The sequence below is a fragment of the Streptomyces sp. SID14515 genome (assembly GCF_010548505.1).
In the GTDB taxonomy this organism is placed as follows: domain Bacteria; phylum Actinomycetota; class Actinomycetes; order Streptomycetales; family Streptomycetaceae; genus Streptomyces; species Streptomyces caviscabies.
The window spans coordinates 1-19,811 of sequence record NZ_JAAGMH010000020.1 but is presented as its reverse complement, the minus strand read 5'-3'; the positions used below and the strand labels follow the sequence as shown (position 1 = coordinate 19,811).

Genomic DNA, 19,811 nt, shown 5'->3' with positions numbered 1-19,811 from the left:
GGTCAGATGCGTTCGACGACGGTGGCGACGCCCATGCCGCCGCCGACGCAGAGGGTGACCAGGCCGAACCGCTGGTCGCGGCGCTCCAGTTCGTCGATGACGGTGCCGAGGATCATCGCGCCGGTCGCGCCGAGGGGGTGGCCGAGCGCGATGGCGCCGCCGTTGACGTTGACCTTGTCCAGGCTCAGGCCCATGTCCTTGACGAAGCGCAGGACGACTCCGGCGAAGGCTTCGTTGATCTCGACGAGGTCGATGTCGTCGATGGTCAGCCCGGCCTTGGCGAGCGCCTTGCGGGTGGCGGGCGCGGGGCCGGTGAGCATGATGGTGGGCTCGGAGCCGGAGACGGCGGCGGAGACGATGCGGGCGCGCGGGGTGAGGCCGTAGCGCTCGCCGACCTCCTTCGAGCCGATGGCGACGAGGGCCGCGCCGTCCACGATGCCGGAGGAGTTGCCCGCGTGGTGGACGTGGTCGATCTTCTCGACCCAGTGGTACTTCTGGAGCGCCACCGCGTCGAAGCCGCCCATCTCGCCGATGCCCGCGAAGGACGGCTTGAGACCGGCGAGGGAGTCGGCGGTGGTGCCGGGGCGCAGGTGCTCGTCGTGGTCGAGGACGATCAGGCCGTTGCGGTCCTTGACGGGGACGACGGAGCGGGCGAAGCGGCCGTCCTTCCAGGCGGCCGCGGCGCGCTCCTGGGAGAGGGCGGCGTACTCGTCGACGTCGCGGCGGCTGAAGCCCTCGATGGTGGCGATGAGGTCGGCGCCGATGCCCTGCGGGGCGAAGCCGGTCTCGAAGCTGGTCATCGGGTCCATGGCCCAGGCCCCGCCGTCGGAGCCCATCGGGACGCGGGACATCGACTCGACGCCGCCGGCCAGCACGAGGTCCTCCCAGCCCGAACGGACCTTGGCGGCGGCCAGGTTGACCGCTTCCAGGCCGGAGGCACAGAAGCGGTTCTCCTGGACCCCGGCGACGGAGTCGGGCAGCCCGGCCGCGATGGCGGCGATGCGGGCGATGTCGGAGCCCTGGTCGCCGAGCGGGCTGACCACGCCGAGGACGATGTCGTCGATGGCGGCCGGGTCGAGGTCCGGGAAGCGGGCCCGGACCTCGTGGATGAGGCCGACGACCAGGTCGATCGGCTTGGTGCCGTGCAGGGCTCCGTTGGCCTTGCCGCGGCCGCGGGGGGTGCGGATCGCGTCGTAGACGAATGCTTCGGTACTCAAGACAGCTGCCTTTCGAGGGTGGTTGTCGGCGCGGTGAGGGTGCGTCAGGCGAGCAGCGAGCGGCCGATGATCTCCTTCATGATCTCGGTCGTGCCGCCGTAGATGGTCTGGATGCGGCCGTCGGTGAAGGCCTTGGCGACCTTGTACTCGCTCATGTAGCCGTAGCCGCCGTGGAGTTGGAGGCAGCGGTCGGCGACGCGCTTCTGGAGTTCGGTGGCCCACCACTTGGCCATGGAGGCGTGCACGGCGTCCAGGACGCCGTCGGAGTGATCGACGATGCACCGGTCGAGGAAGGTCCGGGTGACGGCGCACTCGGTGGCCATCTCGGCGATCTCGAAGCGGATGTGTTGGAGCTTGGAGAGCGGGCGTCCGAAGGCCTCGCGCTCCTTGACGTACTGGGTGGTGATCTCCAGCAGGTGTTCGGCGGCGGCGATCCCGGCGACCGCTATGCCCATGCGCTCCTGGGCCAGGTTGGTCATCAGGTGGATGAACGCGCCGTCGAGCTCACCGAGGAGGTTCTCCTTGGGGACGCGGACGTCGTTGAAGAACAACTCGGCGGTGTCCTGGGACTTCTGGCCGATCTTGTCGAGGTTGCGGCCCCGCTCGAAGCCCTCCGCGCCGCGTTCGACGACGATCAGCGAGAGGCCCTTGGCCCCGCCCTCCGGGGTGGTCTTCGCGACCACGACGACCAGGTCGGCGAGGATGCCGTTGGAGATGAAGGTCTTGGAGCCGTTGAGCAGCCAGTGGTCGCCCTTGTCCTCGGCGGTGGTGCGGATGCCCTGGAGGTCGGAGCCCGCGCCCGGCTCGGTCATGGCGATCGCGGTGATGGTCTCGCCGGAGCAGAAGCCGGGGAGCCAGCGGCGCTTCTGCTCGTCGGTGGCGAGCCCGGTGAGGTAGGGGCCGATGATGTCGTTGTGCAGGCCGATCGCGAGTCCGGCGGCCCCGGCGCGGGTGAACTCCTCGGCGAGGACGGCGCTGTAGCGGAAGTCGTCGCTGCCGCCGCCCCCGTACTCCTCCGGGACGGCGAGCCCCAGCAGTCCCGCGCGCCCGGCGGCGAGCCAGGCCTCGCGCGAGACGATGCCGTCCTGTTCCCACTGCTCGTAGTACGGGAGGACCTCCTTGGCCAGGAAGGCCCGGACGGTCTCGCGGAACGCGTCGTGCTCCTCGGTGAAGATCTGCCGTTGCACGGGGTCTCCTAGTCGTGAGAGGTGGGCCTGAGCCCGGGTACGTCCCAGTCGGCGGCGACGGCGGCCGTGTCGGCGCCGGGCCGCGCGGGCCCGCCGCGGACGGAGACCGGGGTGGCCGAGAAGCGCGGGGCGGGGGCGGGCTGGGTGATGCCGCCGTGCTCGACGAAGGTGGAGCGGGCGGCGAGGTGCGGGTGGTGCGGCGCTTCGGTGAGCGAGAGCACGGGGGCCACGCAGGCGTCGGTGCCGGCGAAGACCTCGGTCCACTCGGCGCGCGTACGGGTCAGGAACCGCTCGGTGACGGCGGCGCGCAGCTCGTCCCAGCGGGCGAGGTCCCACCGGTCGGGGAAGTCGTCCGCGATGCCGAGGAGGCCGGCGAACTCCGCGTAGAACCGCCCCTCCAGCGGGCCGACCGCCATGTGGCCGCCGTCGGACGTGGCGTAGGTGCCGTAGAAGGGGCAGCCGCCGTCCAGGAGGTTCGCGCCGCGCCGGTCCTGCCAGCTCCCGGCGGCCAGCATGCCGTGGATCATCGAGGCGAGATGGGCGGCGCCGTCCACGATGGCGGCGTCGACGACCTGCCCCTCACCGTGGGCGCGGGCGTGCTGGAGGGCGGCGAGGACGCCGACGACGAGGTAGAGCGAGCCGCCCGCGTAGTCGCCGACCAGGTTGGCGGGGACGGTGGGCGGTTCGTCCGGCTTGCCGATCATGGAGAGGGTGCCGGTGAGCGCGAGGTACGCGATGTCGTGCCCGGCGCGCTCGGCGAGCGGCCCGTCCTGGCCCCAGCCGGTCATCCGCCCGTAGACCAGCTTCGGGTTCCGGGCGAGGCAAGGCTCGGGCCCGACGCCCAGCCGCTCCGCGACGCCGGGGCGGTAGCCCTCGATCAGGATGTCGGCGCGTTCGACGAGGTCCAGGACGCGGGCCGGCCCTTCGTCGCTCTTGAGGTCCAGGAGGACGGAGCGCTTGTTGCGGTTGGTGAGGTCGTACGCGGGGTCGATGCCGAGCCCCGCGCCGCCGGGCCGGTCGACGCGTACGACGTCGGCCCCGAGGTCCGCCAGCAGCATCGCGGCGAACGGTCCGGGGCCGATGCCGGCCAGCTCGACGACACGGACACCGGTCAGCGGACCGTGTCCGGGCCTTGGACCTTTCGCCATCTGTGAGCCCCCAGGGGTGTGACACAACCGATGTAACATCAACGATGCTAAGAACGCGCCCGGCTCCGCACAACCCCTCGGGCCGAGCAAGCGCTTAGTTCTTCGCACCGATCCTCTCGCATCCGGCCCGCCCGGCCGCACGCCGCCACGTCGCTCTCCGCTACCCTCTGCCTGCCACGTCGGCACCCGGCTCGCAGCGGAGGTACTCGTGAACAGGCAGAACGACACGACACGCCCCTTGGACGTCGTCCTCTTCGGTGCCACCGGCTTCGTGGGGACGCTCACCGCCGAATACCTGGCGGCCCACGCCCCGGACGGCCTCCGCTGGGCACTGGCCGGACGCAGCCGGACCAAGCTGGCGGCGCTGCGCGAACGGCTCACCGCGATCGCCCCGGGCTGCGCGGAGCTGCCGCTGCTGGAGACCGACGCGGACGACGCGGAGGCGCTGGCCGAACTGGCCGCCTCCACCCGGGTGGTGGCCTCGACGGTGGGCCCGTACATCCGTTACGGCGAGAAGCTCGTCGCCGCCTGCGCGGAGGCCGGGACGGACTACGCGGACCTCACCGGCGAGGCGGAATTCATCGACCGGACCTATCTGGAACACGACACACGGGCCCGCGAGACGGGGGCGCGCATCGTGCACGCCTGCGGCTTCGACTCCGTACCGCACGACCTGGGCGCGTACTTCACCGTCAAGCAGCTGCCCGAGGACGTGCCCCTGACCGTGGACGGCTTCGTCCGTACCGACGCGGTGTTCTCCGGCGGTACGTTCGCCTCGGCGCTGACCGCGATGGGCCGGGGCCCGCAGATGCTGGCCGCCGCCCGGGAGCGCCGGCTGCACGAGCCCCGCCTGGTCGGCCGCCGCGTCCGCACCCCGGCGGGCTCCCCGCACTTCAACGGATCCGTCGGCACCTGGGCGCTGCCGCTGCCGACGGTGGACCCGACGATCGTGGGCCGCTCCGCACGGGCCCTGGAGCGCTACGGCCCCGACTTCCGCTACCGGCACTTCGCCTCGGTCAAGACCCTGCCGATGGCCCTCGGCGCCCCGGTGGCGATCGGCGCACTGGTGGCCGCCGCGCAGGTCGAGGGCGTACGGGAATGGCTGATGGGACGCTACGAGCCGGGCCAGGGGCCGGACGAGGAGCGCCGCGGGCGCAGCTGGTTCACCATCCGCTTCGTCGGCGAGGGCGGCGGGCGGCGTGTCTTCACCGAGGTGTCGGGCGGCGACCCGGGCTACGGCGAGACCGCGAAGATCCTCGCCGAGTCGGCGGTCTGCCTGGCCCTGGACGAACTGCCGGAGACCTCGGGTCAGGTGACCACGGCGGTGGCCATGGGCGACGCGCTCCTGGACCGGCTGACGGCGGCGGGGCTGCGGTTCCGGGTGGCGGCGGTGCGGTAGCGGACGGCCCGGACCGCTAGAACATCCAGCCGACCAGCGTGTAGAGCATCGCGCCCAGCCAGACGAGACCGACGGCGCTTCCGAGGAGCATGCCGAGGGCCATGCGGCGCTGAGCAGGGTCGACGGGTGCGGCGCGGACGGCTGTGCGAGATGCGTTCATACGTTTCAGCCTGCCCAGCCGTACGGATCTACGCCATCCGTACGGGTACTCAGTTGCAGGACTGTTCCACGCCCGGGACCGTCATGTGGGCGGCGGCAGCTGTTCGCGTACCCAAGCCGGGTCCGGGTTGGTGTGCGGCCGGTCCGCCACGACGACGGTCGGCACGGTCTCGTCGCCGCCGTTGGCCGCCCGCACCACGGCGGCTCGCGTCAGGCGGTCGCTTCCTTCAGGGTCTGCCGGCACAGGGCGTCCGCGCGGCGGGTGCTCTCCGGCTGGCGGTAGCGGCCGGCGAGGCGGAGTGTGTGGGCGCAGGCGTTGTCGAGGCTGATGCGGTGGCCCACCGAGACGAACACCGGGCTGGTGTTCTCCCGGGTGCGCAGCGCCCGGCCGACCACCTCTTCGCCGTCCAGCAGCGGGGAGGAGTCGCCGCGCCGGGGGCCGGGGGCCTCGTAGGTGAAGGTGAACGGGTTCTTGCCGACGCCGATCACCGGCAGCCCGGTGAGCACGCCCAGGTGGCTGGCGAGGCCGAAACGGCGCGGGTGCGCGAGACCGTAACCGTCGCAGACGACGAGACCGGGGTCGACGCTCAGCTCTCCCAGGGCCTCCAGCACGGCGGGGAGCTCCCGGAAGGCCAGCAGCCCGGGGACGTACGGGAAGGCGATCGTGCCGACGGCGGTGGCCTCGTCGACCGTCTCCAGCGTGACGGCGTCCAGCACCACGGCCGCCGCGACGACGATGTCCTTCTCGTCGTCGTAGGCCACGTCCACCCCGGTGACCAGCCCGGTCCCGGGCTCCGGCCCCGCCTCGTCCAGGATCACCCGGCCGCGCAGCCGGTCCTGGATCGCCCGGCCCTCGGCTTCGTCAGCAGGGGTTTCATGGGCGGCGGTGGGGGAGGTCGTCATGTCCGGAAGCTTATGCGGTGGCGGGACCTCTCCCGTTACACGATGTGCCGGAGGCCGCCCGCCACGACGCCTCGGAGCGGAAGGCCGGCATCCCGTAGCCTGACGATCATGTTCGTACTCGAATTGACCTACACGGCCCCCGTCGAGCGCGTCGACGCGCTCATGCGGGAGCACATCGCCTGGCTCGACGAGCAGTACGCGGCCGGTGTCTTCATCGCCTCGGGGCGCAAGAACCCCCGGGACGGCGGGGTGATCCTGGCCGTCGGGGACGACCGGGCGGCGATCGAGAGGATCGCGGCGGCCGACCCCTTCGCCGAGCACCAGGTGTGCGCGTACCGGATCACCGAGTTCATCGCCACCAAGACAGCGCCCGAACTCGCTCCGTACCAGCAGCGGTTGCCGTAGCGGGCGGAAGCGTCACGATGGCCGCCGCCATCGGCGATGAGTTTCCGGAGCGGGGCCCGTCTGTACGAGTATGGAGACCTTCACACTCACCACAGCCGGCGCCAACCTCGTGTACGACGTCCGAGGACCGCTGCCCACCGCCGACGGCCGCCCGCCGCTGTTCCTGATCGGCCATCCCATGGACGCGAGCGGGTTCGCCGCGCTCGCGGCCCGCTTCCCCGACCGGACCGTCGTCACGTACGACTCCCGGGGGCTCGGCCGCTCCACCCGCGAGGACGGGCGGGTCGACTGGACGCCCGGGATCCTGGCCGACGACGTGCACGCGGTCGTCGCGGCGCTCGGGGCCGGGCCGGTCGAAATGTTCGCCAGCAGCGGCGGAGCGGTCGCCGCGCTCGCCCTCGTGGCGCGCCACCCCGACGACGTGACCACCCTCGTCGCGCACGAGCCGCCGCTCGTCACGATCACCCCGGACGGCCCGGCGGCCGTCCGGGCGCGGGCCGGGGTCCGGGACGCGTACGAGAAGCGGGGGTGGGGCGCCGGCATGGCCGCGTTCGTGGCCATGACCTCGTGGGAGGGCGAGTTCACCGACGCGTACTTCGCCCGGCCCGCGCCCGATCCCGCCGCGTTCGGTATGCCCGCCGAGGACGACGGCTCACGTGACGACCCGCTGCTGTCCGACCGGTCCTGGGCGATCAGCGACCACCGGCCGGACGTCGACGCCATCGCCGCGGCCCCCACTCGCGTGGTGATCGCTGTGGGCGAGGAGTCCCGGGCGGTACAGACCGGGCGGACGTCCGACGCGGCCGCCGAACTGCTCGGGCAGCGGGTGACCGTCTTCCCCAGCCATCACGGCGGTTTCCTCGACGGGGAGTTCGGCTACCCCGGGAAGCCCGATGAGTTCGCGGCGCGGCTGCGGGAGGTGCTGGACGCCTCCTGAGGCCGCCCGGGCGTCAGAATCCCAGCCGCGCCACCCGCCCCCTCTCGCCCGCCGCCCAGCAGCCCAGGTCGGGCGTGCAGTCGACGGTGTCGTACGAACCGGAGTCCACCGTGTGCCAGGTGCGCCCGCCGTTCAGCGTGAGGTCGGTGCCCGTCGGGCCGACGGCCAGGGCGGCGGAGCGGCTGTGGGGCAGCCAGGTGACGCCGGAGCGGTAGGCGGGCGGCGGGGTGGCGGACTGCCGCCAGGTGCGGCCGCCGTCCCCGGTGACGGCGGCGGCCTTCGGGGAGGCCTCCTCGGGGCGGTAGTCCCCGCCGACGGCGATGCCGTGCCCGCGGTCGCGGAAGGCGACGGCGAAGACCCCGCGGGCCGGGTCGCCCGCCGGGAGGGTCGAAGCGCTCGCCGTCCAGGTCAGCCCCCGGTCCCCGGAGTGCATGACGCGGGCGGTCGCCGCTCCCCCGGTGGTCAGCCAGACGTCCGCCGCGCCGGAGCTGACCAGGCACTGGCCGCTCGCCGCGAAGCCCGCCTCGCCCGGCAGGGCCGCGGGCATCCCGGCGTCGGGCAGCACCCGCCAGGAACGGCCGCCGTCCGCCGTCGACAGAATCCGGAACTTCTCGTCCACCGGGTCGCCCGCCGCGAGACCGTGCCGGCTGTCGAAGAACGTCAGGCAGTTGAAGAAGGCCCGCGGATCCGTGTTGCGGAAGGACTCGGTCCAGGTGGCTCCGCCGTCGTCGGTGCGCAGGACCCGGGAGGCCTCGCCCTCGCCGATGGCCAGGGCGACGGCGCGACGGCCGTCGAACGCCTCGATGTCCCGCAGTTCGAGGTCGGCGGCGCCCGGCGGAGACACATCGCGCCAGGTGCGGCCCCCGTCGCCGGTGCGCAGTACCGTGCCCTTCGACCCGGCGGCCCAGGCCGTGGTGCGGCTGACCGCTGCGAGCCCTCGGAAGCGGGCGTCGGTGCCGGTGTCGGTGAGCTTCCAGCCGGGCAGGAGCCCGCGGGCGGCGGCCTCCTGGGAGGCCGTCTTTCCCGCTGTGTCCTGTGCCGCGTACGCGCCCGGTGCGACCAGTACGGCGGCCAGGGCCGCGCCGCCGGTCACCAGTGCCATCAGCCGTCTCGTGTTCCCCGTGGTCCTCATGGCGCTGGAAGCTAGCCCACGGGTTCCGGCCCGTCCAGGGTGCGTTGCCGCCGGCCGGGCAGGAGTGCGGGGGTGCGTGGAGGTCCGGACGGGACCGGCCGTGACCGGTGACGCAGCTCACGCCGCACGCCGGTGCACGAATCGAGGAGTTCCATCGTCTACTCCAGTGCCGGGAACCGTTCACCCGGCAGGGAGAGGGAGCAGGTCTTGTCCAGCGTTATCGAGCAGTCCGTGCAGGCCCGCATGGTCGCGTCCGCACCGCGGATGGAGACCCTGCCCGCCACTCTGAGTTACGACCGCCAGTACCCCTTCGCCGTACGCATGGCGTTCCCGGCCCCGGCGACGCTGGAGGGCACCGAGGTGTCCTGGGAGTTCTCGCGCGAGCTGCTGACCACCGGGGTGGACTCCCCCACCGGGCAGGGAGACGTGCGGGTGCGGCCGTTCGGGTACGAGCGGACCGTGCTGGAGTTCCACGCCCCCGAGGGCATCGCCATGGTCCATGTGCGCACCGAGGAGCTGCGGCACTTCCTCCAGCGGGCGCAGGAGCTGGTTCCGGTGGGCGACGAGCACCGGTATCTGGACCTGGACCGGGGTCTGACCGATCTGCTCGGCGGCGGCCCCCGCTGATCCTGCCCCCGGGCCCTTCTCCCCGGCCGTAAATCCGGTTGCCCCGCCCGTTCCCCCGGCCTACCTTCGTGATGGTTCCTGTTGTCGTCGATCGGAGTAGGACGTTGCTGATCTGAGGTCCTGTGCACACCGTGCAGCGCCCGCCGCGCCATGCCGCGGCCGGAGCGCCCGTGTGCGATCTCAGTTTTCCCAGCCGTCCTTGTCGTTCCCCGACGCTCACGGGAGATCCGTATGCCTGCTTCCGACACGCACATCAGCTGTACTTCCCTCGCCTTCTCCTGGCCCGACGGCAGCGAGGTCCTCACCGGTTTCGATCTGACCGTGGGCCCCGGCCGCACCGGGCTCATCGGTCTCAACGGCTGTGGCAAGTCCACCCTGTTGCGCCTGATCGCCGGTGAACTCGCCCCGCAGGAAGGGGTGATCACCGTCCGGGGCGAGCTGGGGTACCTGCCGCAGAACCTGGTCCTGGACACCGCGCTGCGGGTCGACGAGGTGCTCGGCGTCGCGGACCGGCGCGCGGCGCTCGACGCGGTCGAGTCCGGCGACGTACGGGCCGAGCACTTCGAGGTGATCGGCGACGACTGGGACATCGAGGAACGGTCGCTCGCCACGCTGGACGGGCTCGGCCTCGGCCACATCGGGCTCGACCGCACCATCGGGGAGATGTCCGGCGGCGAGTGCGTACTGCTCCGGCTGGCCGCGCTGCTGCTGGACCGGCCCGGGGTGCTGCTGCTGGACGAGCCGACGAACAACCTGGACGCGTACGCCCGTCGGCGGCTGTACGACGCGGTCGACGCCTGGACCGGGGCGCTGCTCGTCGTCAGCCACGACCGGGAGCTGCTGGAGCGGGTCGACCGGATCGCCGATCTGCGTGAGGGCTCGGTCACCTGGTACGGCGGGAATCTGTCGGCGTACGAGGAGGCGCTCGCCGTCGAGCAGGAGGCGGCGCAGCGCATGGTGCGGGCCGCCGAGTCCGACGTACAGCGGCAGAAGCGCGAACTGTCGGCCGCGCACGTCACGTTGGCCCGTCGCAAGCGGTACGGGCAGAAGATGTGGGACACCAAGCGGGAGCCCAAGGTCGTGATGGGGCAGCGCAAACGCGCCGCCCAGGTGTCCGCCGGCAAGCACCGCATCCTGCACACCGAGCGGCTGGCGGCGGCCGAAGAGCGCCTGGACGAGGCGGAGTCGGCGGTGCGGGAGGACGAGGAGATCCGGATCGAGCTGCCGGGCACCCGGGTCCACCCGGGCGGCGAGGTGCTGCTGCTGCGCGATCCGGTGCCGCCCTACGGTCCGCCGCTGCGGGGCGAGTTGATGGTGCGGGGTCCGGAGCGGATCGCGCTGACCGGGCGCAACGGGGCGGGCAAGACGGCGTTGCTGCGGACGATCGCGGGTGAGCTGGCGCCGCTTTCCGGAGAGGCGAGCCCCTTGGTCGCGACGGGGTTCCTGCCGCAGCGGCTGGACGTGCTGGACGACGCGTCGTCGGTGGTGCGGAACGTGGCCCGGTCGGCGCCCGGCAGCACGGACAACGCCGTCCGGGCGCGGCTGGCCCGCTTCCTGTTCAAGGGGGCCGCGGCGGACCGCCCGGCGGGGACCCTGTCGGGCGGGGAGAGGTTCCGGGCGACGCTGGCGACGCTGCTGCTGGCCGACCCGGCGCCCCGGCTGCTGCTGCTCGACGAGCCGACGAACAGCCTCGATCTGGCGAGCGTACGGCGGCTGACCGAGGCGCTGGAGGCGTACGAGGGGGCGCTGATCGTGGCGAGCCACGACGTGCCGTTCCTGGAGTCGATCGGGATCACCCGCTGGCTCCGGCTGGACGGCGGGCTGCGGGACACGACGGCGGAGGCGGTGCGCGCCGGGCACTGAGGCCGTGCGGCGGGCTACGGTTCCGCGAGCCGTCCGGCGCGGTTCCGGGCCGGCGCCGCCGGGGCGCGGTTCCGGGCCGGTACCGTCCGGGTGCGCTTCCGGGCTCGCCTCGGGCCATGGCACCGGTTCGCCGGAAGATCCGCCTGAAGCCACCCGGCGGATTCGCCCGGAGGATTCGCCCGGCGGATTCGTCCCGCGGATTCGTCCGGAAAAGGCGACAGAAGCTGTCCGGTATCCCGCCTAGCGTCACGCCCATGAATCGCCTTCCCGAGCCCGGCGCGGAGCCGTACACCCCCGGCTCCGCGCACCGCGACATCGTCATCACCGGCGCGCGCGAGAACAATCTGCGCGACGTCTCCCTCCGGATTCCCAAGGGCCGGATCACCGTCTTCACCGGTGTGTCCGGTTCGGGCAAGTCGTCGGTCGTCTTCGACACGATCGCCGTGGAGTCGCAGCGGCAGCTGAACGAGACCTTCACCTCGTTCCTGCGCAACCGGCTGCCGAAGTACGAGCGGCCGCACGTCGAGTCCGTCGAGGACCTGTCGGTGGCCATCGTGATCGACCAGAAGCCGCTGGGCGGCAATGTCCGCTCCACGGTGGGCACGGCGACCGACATCTGGTCGGTGATCCGGGTGCTGTTCTCCCGGTGCGGGACCCCGAGCGCGGGCGGGGCGACCGCGTACTCGTTCAACGACCCCGCCGGGATGTGCCCGGAGTGCGACGGGGTGGGGCGGACGGTCCAGCTGGATCTCGACCGGGCGATCGACTGGTCGAAGTCGCTGAACGAGGGGGCCCTGCTGCTGCCCGGTCTATCGGTGGGCAGTTGGGAGTGGAACCTGTACGGGGGCTCGGGGCGCTTCGACAACGATCGGCCGCTGGCCGAGTTCGGCGAGGAGGAGCGTCAACTCCTGCTGTACGGCTCGGGGTTCACCGTCAGTATCGATATGCGGACCGGATCGGCCGACATGCGGTTCGAGGGGGTCGTGACCCGCTTCGAGCGGCTGTACCTCAAGCGCGACACCGCCTCGCTGTCCGAGAAGCGACGCGAGGCCGCCGCCCGGTTCACCGTGGAGCGGGTGTGCGGGTCCTGCGGCGGGGCGAGGCTGAACGCGGCGGCGCTCGCCACCCGGATCGACGGGCTCTCGCCCGCCGACTACGGGCGGATGGAGGTCGCCGAACTCGTCGGCGTACTGGAGCGGATCGACGATCCGGTGGGCGGGCCCATCGCCGCCGCCGCCCGCGAACGGCTGGAGCGGCTGGTCGGCATCGGGCTCGGGTATCTGAGCCTGGACCGGGAGACCACGACGCTGTCGGGGGGCGAGGGGCAGCGGCTCAAGATGGTGCGGCATCTGGGCAGTTCGCTCACCGGGCTGACGTTCGTCTTCGACGAGCCCAGCGTCGGCCTGCACCCGCGCGACGTCGGGCGGCTGGGCGATCTGCTGGTGCGGCTGCGCGACAAGGGCAACACGGTGCTGGTCGTCGAGCACGATCCGGATGTGATGGCCGTCGCCGACCATGTCGTCGACATGGGGCCGCGGGCCGGGGCGGACGGCGGGCACATCGTCTTCGAGGGGCCCTTCGAGCGACTGCGCGAGGCCGACACGCTCACCGGCCGATCGCTGCGCCGCCGCATCCCGCTGAAGGAGACCGTCCGCTCCCCCACCGGCCGGCTGCCCGTGCACGGGGCCGATCTGCACAATCTCAAGGGCCTGGACGTGTCGTTCCCCGAGGGGGTGCTGACCGCGGTGACGGGGGTGGCGGGGTCCGGGAAGTCGACGCTGGTGTCGCGGGTGTTCACCGCGGCGTACCCGGAGGCGGTGGTGATCGACCAGAGCGCGATCACCGCCTCGTCGCGCTCCACCCCCGCCTCGTACATCGGCGCGCTGGACGTCATCCGCAAGGTGTTCGCCCGGGAGAACGGCGTGGACGCGGGCCTGTTCAGCTTCAACTCCGCCGGGGCCTGCGCGGGTTGCTCGGGACGCGGGGAGATCTCCACGGATCTGGCGTTCATGGATCCGGTCACCACGACCTGCCCGGAGTGCGAGGGCCGCCGGTTCCACGACGACGTGCTGAAGCACCGGGTCGGGGGCCGGTCGATCGTGGACGTCCTGGACATGACGGCGGCGCAGGCGGCCACGCTGTTCGAGGATCCGGTGCTGTCGCGGAAGCTGCGCACCCTCGACGCGGTCGGTCTCACCTACCTCTCGCTGGGGCAGCCGCTCTCCTCGCTGTCGGGCGGCGAGCGGCAGCGGATCAAGCTCGCCACGCAGTTGCACCGCACCTCCAGCGTGTACGTCCTGGACGAGCCGACGACCGGACTGCATCTGGCGGACACGGGCGCGCTGGTGGACCTGCTGGACCGGCTGGTCGACGCGGGGAACACGGTGATCTGCGTGGAGCACAACCTGGATGTGGTCAAGCGGGCGGACTGGGTGATCGATCTGGGTCCGGACGGCGGCAAGGGCGGCGGGGAGCTGGTCTTCGAGGGGACGCCCGCCGGTCTGCTCGCGCATCCGACGTCCGTCACCGGCCGGTATCTGCGCCGGGATCCGGGGGTGGAGCAAGCAGTTCCGGAACGGTGAAGCGGGGCCCGGAAGGGGCTGCGGGAGGGCCCCGAGGGGCCCTGGCGTGCCGATTCACCTGGGGTTATGACGTTGTGTAGTCGGTCACTGGCGGGAGCGGGCTTGGCTTTGGCCTTACGGTCGCCTTAACCTACGGTCACGTAACCTACGAAGCCGTAGGTAATTCTCCCGTCCCCAGGAGCTCCCCGTGACGATCACCTCTCCCCACCTCGGCAGTTCGAAGGCGTGGACCGACGCCCAGCTGCTGTACGCGCTGGAAGAGGTGGTGGAGAAGGAACTCAACCGCCATCTCAAGGTCGCCAAGGACTGGATGCCCCACGAGTACGTTCCGTTCTCCGACGGCCGGAACTTCCCCGGCGTCTTCGAGGACGGCGAGGCGTGGGCGGCGGACCAGTCGAAGGTCACCGACATCGGCAAGATCGCCCTCGTGGTGAACCTCCTCACCGAGGACAACCTCCCCAGCTACCACCACGAGATCGCCTCGCTGTTCGGCCGCGACGGCGCGTGGGGCACCTGGGTGCACCGCTGGACCGCCGAGGAGGGCCGTCACGGCATCGTCATGCGCGACTACCTCCTCACCTCGCGGGCCGTGGACCCGGACAAGCTGGAGCAGTTCCGCATGGCGCACATGGCGGAGGGCTTCGAGTCGGACAACCGGCACTCGATGCTGCACTCCGTCGCTTACGTCGCCTTCCAGGAGCTGGCCACCCGCGTCTCGCACCGCAACACCGGCCACCAGTCCGGCGACCCGGTCTGCGACCGGATGCTGGCCCGGATCGCGACCGACGAGAACCTCCACATGGTCTTCTACCGGAATCTCCTGGGCGCCGCCTTCGAGCTGGCCCCTGACCTGACCATGCAGGCCGTGCGCGATGTCGTCGTCAACTTCCGGATGCCCGGACACGGCATGCCCGGCTTCGAGCGGGCCGCCGCGCAGATGGCGATCGGCGAGATCTACAACATGCGCATCCACCACGACGACGTGATCCAGCCGGTGCTGCGCTTCCTGAAGGTCATGGACATCGACGGGCTCGGCCCGGAGGGCATGAAGGCGCAGGAGGAGCTCGGTCTGTACATGGGCGGGCTGGACAGCGAGGCGTCGAAGTTCGACGAGAAGCTCGCCGCCCGCAAGGCCCGGATGGTGGCGCGAGGCCGCGCCTGAGCCTTCCCCTCCCAGGCGCCCCGCTCCGCGCCCGGGACGCTCACTCCTCGGCGGTGGCCTCGGCGTACGCCACGTCGCGGACATCGTCCGAGGGGTGCTGGCGAAGCATCCGCAGCTGGGTGCGCCACGGCCCGGTCCACCCGGTGCGCAGACCGCACGCCACCGTCAGTTCGGCGGCGAACAGGCCCTCGGCCGGATCCTCCGTCGCCGCCAGCCGTGCGACGACGAGCAGCAGGGTGTCCGGGTCGCCGATCTCCGCTCCCCGGTATCCGGCCACCCGCCTGCCGACGGTCTGCGCCGTCCTGGCGGCGAGTGCCGGGCGGCCGGTGTGCAGGGCGGCGAGCCTGACCAGCCCGGTGTGCAGCGTGTCCGGGTCCCCCGCCAGATCCAGGGAGCGCGCGAGCAGGGCGACGGCGTCCGGCACGAGGTCGCGGTGGGCCGCCAGGGTCCGGCCCGCCTCCGCGAGCACCGCCGCGACCTGCCGGTCGTTCGTCCCGGACCGCAGTGTCAGCATCCTGGCCAGATGGCCGATCCGTCGGCGGGCGGGCCGGTCCCGCTCCGCCCCCGCGTCGTCCGCCGTCTCGCCGGTGGCCAGCAGCGACAGGGCACGGTTCAGGGGCCCGACCGCCTCCGGGGTGGTCCGGGCGGCAGCCGCCAGCGCTTCGGCGGCCGGGCGCCACCTCCCCCGCCGGTCCAGGTCGGTGACCGCCTCGACCAGGGCCGCCGCCGCGTGCGGAGCCCAGGGCAGCCAGGGGACCAGCGCGCTGTGGGCGAGGGCGGCCAGCGTGTCGTCCTCGGTGCGGCACACATCCTGGATCAGCCGGGCGTAGCGCGGCCGCAGAGCCGGGTCCAGCTCCGTCGGGTGCGCCCGCAACACCGCCACCCGCAGCGCGCGTTCGCCGCCCGCCGCGTCCTCGGTCACCTCCCACATCCGTACGTCGCCGAGCAGCGGCGTACCGGCGGCCACGCAGGCGGCCCGTACGTCGAGGTGCTGGCCGGGCTGCCCGTAAGCGTCGGCGAGAAGTCCGGCCGCCTCCGCGCGCGGCAGCAGGTCGGCGGCGAGCCGGACCATCTCCTTGCGGCTCGTCACCTTGCCGGTGCCCGGAGCCGTACGGGCGGCGAGCAGCGGGGCCAGTCGGGAGGGCCGGGTGTGCGCGGCGGCCCGGCCCGCCGCGTACACCGCGACCCGGGCCCGGTCGTCGCCCGCGTGGGCCAGCAGGTCGGGCAGGGCGTCGGCGGGCCGGTCGGTGTACGCGAGGGCGGCGAGCGCGGCCTCGGCGATCACCACGTCCCGGTCCTCGGTCCAGGCGCGTACGGCGTCGGCGCCCCGCCCCGGCATCCGGGCGAGCTGCCCCAGGGCGGCGGTGCGCTGATACAGCGGCAGCTTCTCGTCCGCCACCGTGCGCTCCACCGCGCGCAGTGCGGCCCGCTGCTGACGGGGCGTCCAGCGGTCGGACCCGGCGGCCTCGACGGTCCAGGACGTGCCGGGCGCGAGGAACCGGCCCCGGGGCGGTGTCCCGTCGAGGTACGCCTCCAGCAGGTCCGTCCGCCGGAAGGTCACCGCGCGCCGGACCTCCGGGAGCGCGACGGCGGAGGGGTGCCGGGCGAGCAGCCGCTCCACCCGCTCGTCCCGGCCGGCCGGGGCCCGGAGCCAGAGGGCGGCGGCGCTCCGGGCGGCGGACGGCTCGCCGTAGTTCACGGCCTGCCACAGCAGGTCCTGGAGGCCGGGCATGGCATCGGCACGACGGCCCACGGCGCGGGCGAGCGCCAGCACCAGGCCGTAGTCGGAGCGTTCCGCGCCCGCTTCCAGCCAGGGCCGCAGCGCGTCGAACACCGTATGCTCCTGGCCCCGGCGCAGCGACCGGTCCAGCCGGCCCAGGTCGGCGCTTCCGCTGGTGCCGGTGATCCGGACCAGGGTGCGCAGCGCCCAGTTGAGCAGCTCGCGCTGTCCGGTCACCGCGTGCTCGCGCAGCACGCCGACGGCCAGGGCGCCGAGGGCGGAGCGGGTGGCGGCGGAGGAGTCGCGGGCCTCCACGGCGTCGGCGGCGACGCGGTCGAGCAGCGGTTCCACCGCGTCGGTGAAGAGGGCGGGCTTCACCCCGGTCAGGGCGGTGAGGGCGGCGGAGCGGACGGGGTCCTGCTCGTTGCGCAGGCGCAGCAGGTCCTCCAGCACGGTGGCGACGCGGGCCGGGTCGCCGGAGCGGCCCGCGCCGCCGACGAGCAGCGACCAGGCCGTGGCGCGGTCGTCGGCGGCGGGCCCCCGGGTGGCTGCCAGGAGCGGTTCGCGTGCCTCGTCGAAGGGGAGGTAGGACGTGGCGGTGAGGACGGCGGCGATGTCTCCGCGCGCCCGGGCCCGTTCCGCCGTCCGCCGGGCGACGGCCACGACGCCGTTACGGGGCAGCGCGTCCAGCAGCCGGGTGTCGGCGGTGCTCCCCGACGCACCCTCGCCCCGGACCTCGGTGACCGCTTCGTGGAGCGCGGTGCGACGGCCGGGCGGCAGGGCGCGCAGGAGCCGGGGCAGCCCGTCGAAGTCCGGTGCGCTGCGGCCCAGTTCGACGAGGAGGGGTTCGGGGAGCGCCCGGACGAGGCGGCGCAGTTCGGTTCCGCTGAGCGCGCGGTACAGGTGCGCGCAGACGTCGGGCCTGATGGCGAGCCGGGCGACGCGGGCGGGGTCGGCGGCGACGAGTCGTCCGATGCGGCGGTGCAGGACGACCGGCAGCCGGGTGGGGCCGTAGCGTTCGAGAAGGTCGAGCACCCGGTGCGGGAGGGCCGCCGTGGCGGCGGCGATGCCCCGGGGGTGGCCGTACCCCTGCCACCAGGCGTCCCGCCCGGCCGCGGGAAGGCGGGTCAGTTCGTCCTCGGCGGAGTCCAGGACCGGTCCGGGGTGATGGTGGCCGAGCGAGGACCAGCAGGCCGTCGAGCGCAGCAGTTCCGGCAGCAGCGCCTCGACCGTGGCGGCCGAGCAGCCGGGCAGCAGGCGGGCCGCCTCGATGTCGCCCCAGGTGTCGCGCAGGACGGTGACCAGACGGTCGGCGAGCGCGGTGCGGCGGTCGGCGACGATCGCCCGCACGAGTTGGCGGCGCACGGCGGCGGGCGCGTCCACGAGCGCCTCCTCGTAGGCCGTGTCCGGCACTCCGAGCGCCCGTGCCGCGCGCAGGGCATGTCCGCGCACCACGGCGTCCTCGTCGGCGAGGTGGGCGGCGATCCACCCGGCGTCGCGGCCGACCGAGGCGGCGACAGCGGCGATCCGGCGCTCGTACGGGTCGCCGTCCTCCAGTTCGTCCAGGACGGCGCGCAGCGAACCCTCGGCGGCCAGCCGGCCCACCCGCACCGCCAGTTCGCCCATGCGCTTCGCATGGGGCAGCGGTTCGAGCGCGTCGAGAAGGGCGGCGGCGAGGACGAGCGGCGGGGCGTCGGTCATGGCCCGATTGTGCCGGGCTCCGCGCGATCACCCCAGGGGTTTACGGTGCGCGGGTGCGGCCGGGGCGTTCAGCCCCGGTCGCGTCCTTCTCGGCGCAGCCGCTCGCGCTCCTTCTCGGACAGCCCGCCCCAGACGCCGAACCGCTCGTCGTTGGCGAGTGCGTACTCCAGGCAGGCCAGACGCCCTTCGCAGGCGTTGCACAGCTGCTTGGCCTCGCGGGTCGAACTGCCCGGAGCCGGGAAGAAGAACTCGGGCCCGGCCTGCGCGCACAACGCGGTCTCCTGCCAGGCGAGCGCGTCATCGGTCACGGTGTTGATCAGCATGCGGCCCACGGTGCCCGGTGGCGATAAACAACTGATCAACGATTCATCAATCCGCCTCGCCGGCCCCGCTGCTACTGCCTCGGCTCGGGCCTCATGACCGCGAAGACCGCCCCGTACGGATCGGCGATATTGGCCATCTTGCCGACGCCGGGCACCTCCATGGCGGCCAGGGTCTCCGTACCGCCGAGCCGCTTCGCCTCGGCCACCGTGGCGTCGACGTCGGCGACGTCGAAATACGGCAGCCAGTGGGGGCCGCGGGCGGCCTCGGTCGGGACGTCGCCCATCCGGACCAGGCCGCCGAACGAGGCCTCCGGGCCGGCGCCGGCCGGGTGGACCGTGGTGTAGGTGTAGTCGGTGCCCTCCACCTTCAGCTCGTCGGTCCGCCAGCCGAGGACGCTTCCGAAGAAGGCGGCCGCCGCCGGGACGTCGGGGGTGTACAGCTCGGCCCAGAGGAACGAGCCGGGCTCCTGGACGACGCCGAAGCCGGGGTGCTCCTTGGGCTGCCACACACCGAAATACGCTCCGGCCGGGTCCGTGAAGCCGCCCATGCTGCCGAAGTCCAGGACGTCCATCGGCTCGAACGCGGCGCTGCCGCCCGCCCGCTCCACCGCCGCCGCGGTGGCGGCGACGTCGGGTGACTGGAAGGAGACCGACCAGGCGCTCGGCGACTCCTCCTCGGACACCGTCATCACCCCGCCGACGTACCGGCCGTCCAGGGTGAGCATTCCGTAGCCGCCGACCTCGGGACCGCCGGGGATCAGGTCCCAGCTGAACAGGCCACGGTAGAACGCGACGGCCCCGTCGAGATCGGGCGTGCCGAGATCGACCCAACTGGGCGCTCCGTCGAGGAAGGTGGGGCTGATCATGGCGTGCTCCTCAGTCGATCCGGTGGATTCCGCTCGTCCGGTCCGGGTGGTCCCGCTCGTCGGTACCGCCGGGTTGGTTCCTCTCGTTCCGAGTCTTGCACCGGGCACGGACGACCGCAGTCCGCGCGGGGCCGACCGGGGTGTGGTCCACCGGCGGTGCCCGCCTCCGCCGTGCGGCCCAGGGTAGGCATCGCGTACCCGCCGGGGCGAAGCGTTGGACCGGCGCGTCGCACGCCCACCGCCCCGTGCGCCGGACCCGTCGCGACGGGTCCGGGAGTGTCGGCGGGGCGTGGCACGATGGCCCGGAGGCCACAGGAGCGGGGTCCCGGGGCTGCGAGACGCCCCCTCGGGAACAGAAGGACGCACATGAAGCAGAGCGGGGCGGCGGGCGGGGCGCTCGCGCGCGGGGCCGTCGAGGGCCCGGTGCCCACGGGCGGCGCGGCCCGTGAGCTGCTCGCGCGGGCGGAGCGGCTCCTGGAG

The 19,811-nt window shown here is 73.1% G+C and carries 16 protein-coding genes; 7 read left to right on the top strand and 9 right to left on the bottom strand.

What is annotated here, in order from left to right; genetic code table 11:
* Window positions 1-2: 2 nt before the first annotated feature.
* From G3I54_RS03480 to G3I54_RS03470, 3 genes are read right to left on the bottom strand one after another with little or no spacing between them, the layout of a single operon-like run.
* Window positions 3-1,217 carry an acetyl-CoA C-acetyltransferase gene (locus tag G3I54_RS03480; protein ID WP_164610958.1) on the bottom strand — a complete coding sequence of 405 codons (1,215 nt, stop codon included), beginning with the start codon at window positions 1,215-1,217 and terminating at the stop codon, window positions 3-5.
* 44 nt (window positions 1,218-1,261) lie between these two features.
* Window positions 1,262-2,404, bottom strand: coding sequence for an acyl-CoA dehydrogenase family protein (locus G3I54_RS03475; RefSeq protein WP_164610955.1), 1,143 nt, complete (start codon window positions 2,402-2,404; stop codon window positions 1,262-1,264).
* Window positions 2,405-2,412: 8 nt separating this feature from the next.
* Window positions 2,413-3,552 carry a CaiB/BaiF CoA-transferase family protein gene (locus G3I54_RS03470; RefSeq protein WP_164610953.1) on the bottom strand — a complete coding sequence of 380 codons (1,140 nt, stop codon included), beginning with the start codon at window positions 3,550-3,552 and terminating at the stop codon, window positions 2,413-2,415.
* A gap of 208 nt (window positions 3,553-3,760) precedes the next feature.
* Here G3I54_RS03470 and G3I54_RS03465 point away from each other — a divergent pair, with 208 nt between their 5' ends.
* Window positions 3,761-4,951: a saccharopine dehydrogenase NADP-binding domain-containing protein gene (locus G3I54_RS03465; protein ID WP_164610950.1), complete on the top strand. Its 1,191-nt coding sequence runs from the start codon at window positions 3,761-3,763 to the stop codon at window positions 4,949-4,951.
* Between the two features lie 16 nt (window positions 4,952-4,967).
* On the opposite strand, the gene G3I54_RS38840 is transcribed toward G3I54_RS03465, so the two are convergent.
* Together G3I54_RS38840 and G3I54_RS03460 are read right to left on the bottom strand one after the other, a co-directional pair.
* The gene (locus tag G3I54_RS38840; RefSeq protein ID WP_203685464.1) at window positions 4,968-5,111 is read right to left on the bottom strand and encodes a hypothetical protein; all 144 of its coding nucleotides are present in this window, start codon (window positions 5,109-5,111) and stop codon (window positions 4,968-4,970) included.
* Window positions 5,112-5,320: 209 nt separating this feature from the next.
* A complete protein-coding gene (locus G3I54_RS03460; RefSeq protein ID WP_164610948.1) occupies window positions 5,321-6,013 on the bottom strand; it encodes an endonuclease V in 693 nt (230 codons plus the stop codon).
* A 108-nt stretch (window positions 6,014-6,121) separates the two neighbouring features.
* Here G3I54_RS03460 and G3I54_RS03455 point away from each other — a divergent pair, with 108 nt between their 5' ends.
* Together G3I54_RS03455 and G3I54_RS03450 are read left to right on the top strand one after the other, a co-directional pair.
* A complete protein-coding gene (locus G3I54_RS03455; protein WP_164610946.1) occupies window positions 6,122-6,418 on the top strand; it encodes a YciI family protein in 297 nt (98 codons plus the stop codon).
* 70 nt (window positions 6,419-6,488) lie between these two features.
* Window positions 6,489-7,355 (top strand): alpha/beta hydrolase, encoded by an 867-nt coding sequence (locus G3I54_RS03450; protein ID WP_164610944.1) that lies wholly within the window; start codon window positions 6,489-6,491, stop codon window positions 7,353-7,355.
* A gap of 13 nt (window positions 7,356-7,368) precedes the next feature.
* Here G3I54_RS03450 and G3I54_RS03445 read toward each other — a convergent pair whose 3' ends face one another.
* Window positions 7,369-8,487: an oxidoreductase gene (locus tag G3I54_RS03445; RefSeq protein WP_164610942.1), complete on the bottom strand. Its 1,119-nt coding sequence runs from the start codon at window positions 8,485-8,487 to the stop codon at window positions 7,369-7,371.
* A 207-nt stretch (window positions 8,488-8,694) separates the two neighbouring features.
* Between G3I54_RS03445 and G3I54_RS03440 the strand changes: the two genes are divergently transcribed.
* The 4 genes from G3I54_RS03440 (at window position 8,695) to G3I54_RS03425 (ending at window position 14,721) form a co-directional block, all read left to right on the top strand.
* Complete coding sequence (locus G3I54_RS03440; protein WP_164610940.1) at window positions 8,695-9,114, top strand: SsgA family sporulation/cell division regulator; 420 nt, start codon at window positions 8,695-8,697, stop codon at window positions 9,112-9,114.
* 231 nt (window positions 9,115-9,345) lie between these two features.
* Window positions 9,346-10,977: an ATP-binding cassette domain-containing protein gene (locus tag G3I54_RS03435; protein WP_164610938.1), complete on the top strand. Its 1,632-nt coding sequence runs from the start codon at window positions 9,346-9,348 to the stop codon at window positions 10,975-10,977.
* Window positions 10,978-11,231: 254 nt separating this feature from the next.
* Window positions 11,232-13,559, top strand: coding sequence for an excinuclease ABC subunit UvrA (locus tag G3I54_RS03430; RefSeq protein ID WP_164610936.1), 2,328 nt, complete (start codon window positions 11,232-11,234; stop codon window positions 13,557-13,559).
* A 187-nt stretch (window positions 13,560-13,746) separates the two neighbouring features.
* Window positions 13,747-14,721, top strand: coding sequence for an acyl-ACP desaturase (locus G3I54_RS03425; RefSeq protein ID WP_164610934.1), 975 nt, complete (start codon window positions 13,747-13,749; stop codon window positions 14,719-14,721).
* Window positions 14,722-14,761: 40 nt separating this feature from the next.
* Here the strand turns inward: G3I54_RS03425 and G3I54_RS39965 are convergent, their stop codons facing one another.
* From G3I54_RS39965 to G3I54_RS03410, 3 genes are all read right to left on the bottom strand, one after another.
* Entirely contained in the window at window positions 14,762-18,142 is a 3,381-nt protein-coding gene (locus G3I54_RS39965) for a hypothetical protein (protein ID WP_164610932.1), read from the bottom strand.
* Window positions 18,143-18,210: 68 nt separating this feature from the next.
* On the bottom strand, window positions 18,211-18,465 hold the full coding sequence (locus G3I54_RS03415; RefSeq protein ID WP_006128884.1) for a WhiB family transcriptional regulator: 255 nt from the start codon (window positions 18,463-18,465) through the stop codon (window positions 18,211-18,213).
* 71 nt (window positions 18,466-18,536) lie between these two features.
* Entirely contained in the window at window positions 18,537-19,331 is a 795-nt protein-coding gene (locus tag G3I54_RS03410) for a VOC family protein (RefSeq protein ID WP_164610930.1), read from the bottom strand.
* Window positions 19,332-19,811: the final 480 nt, after the last annotated feature.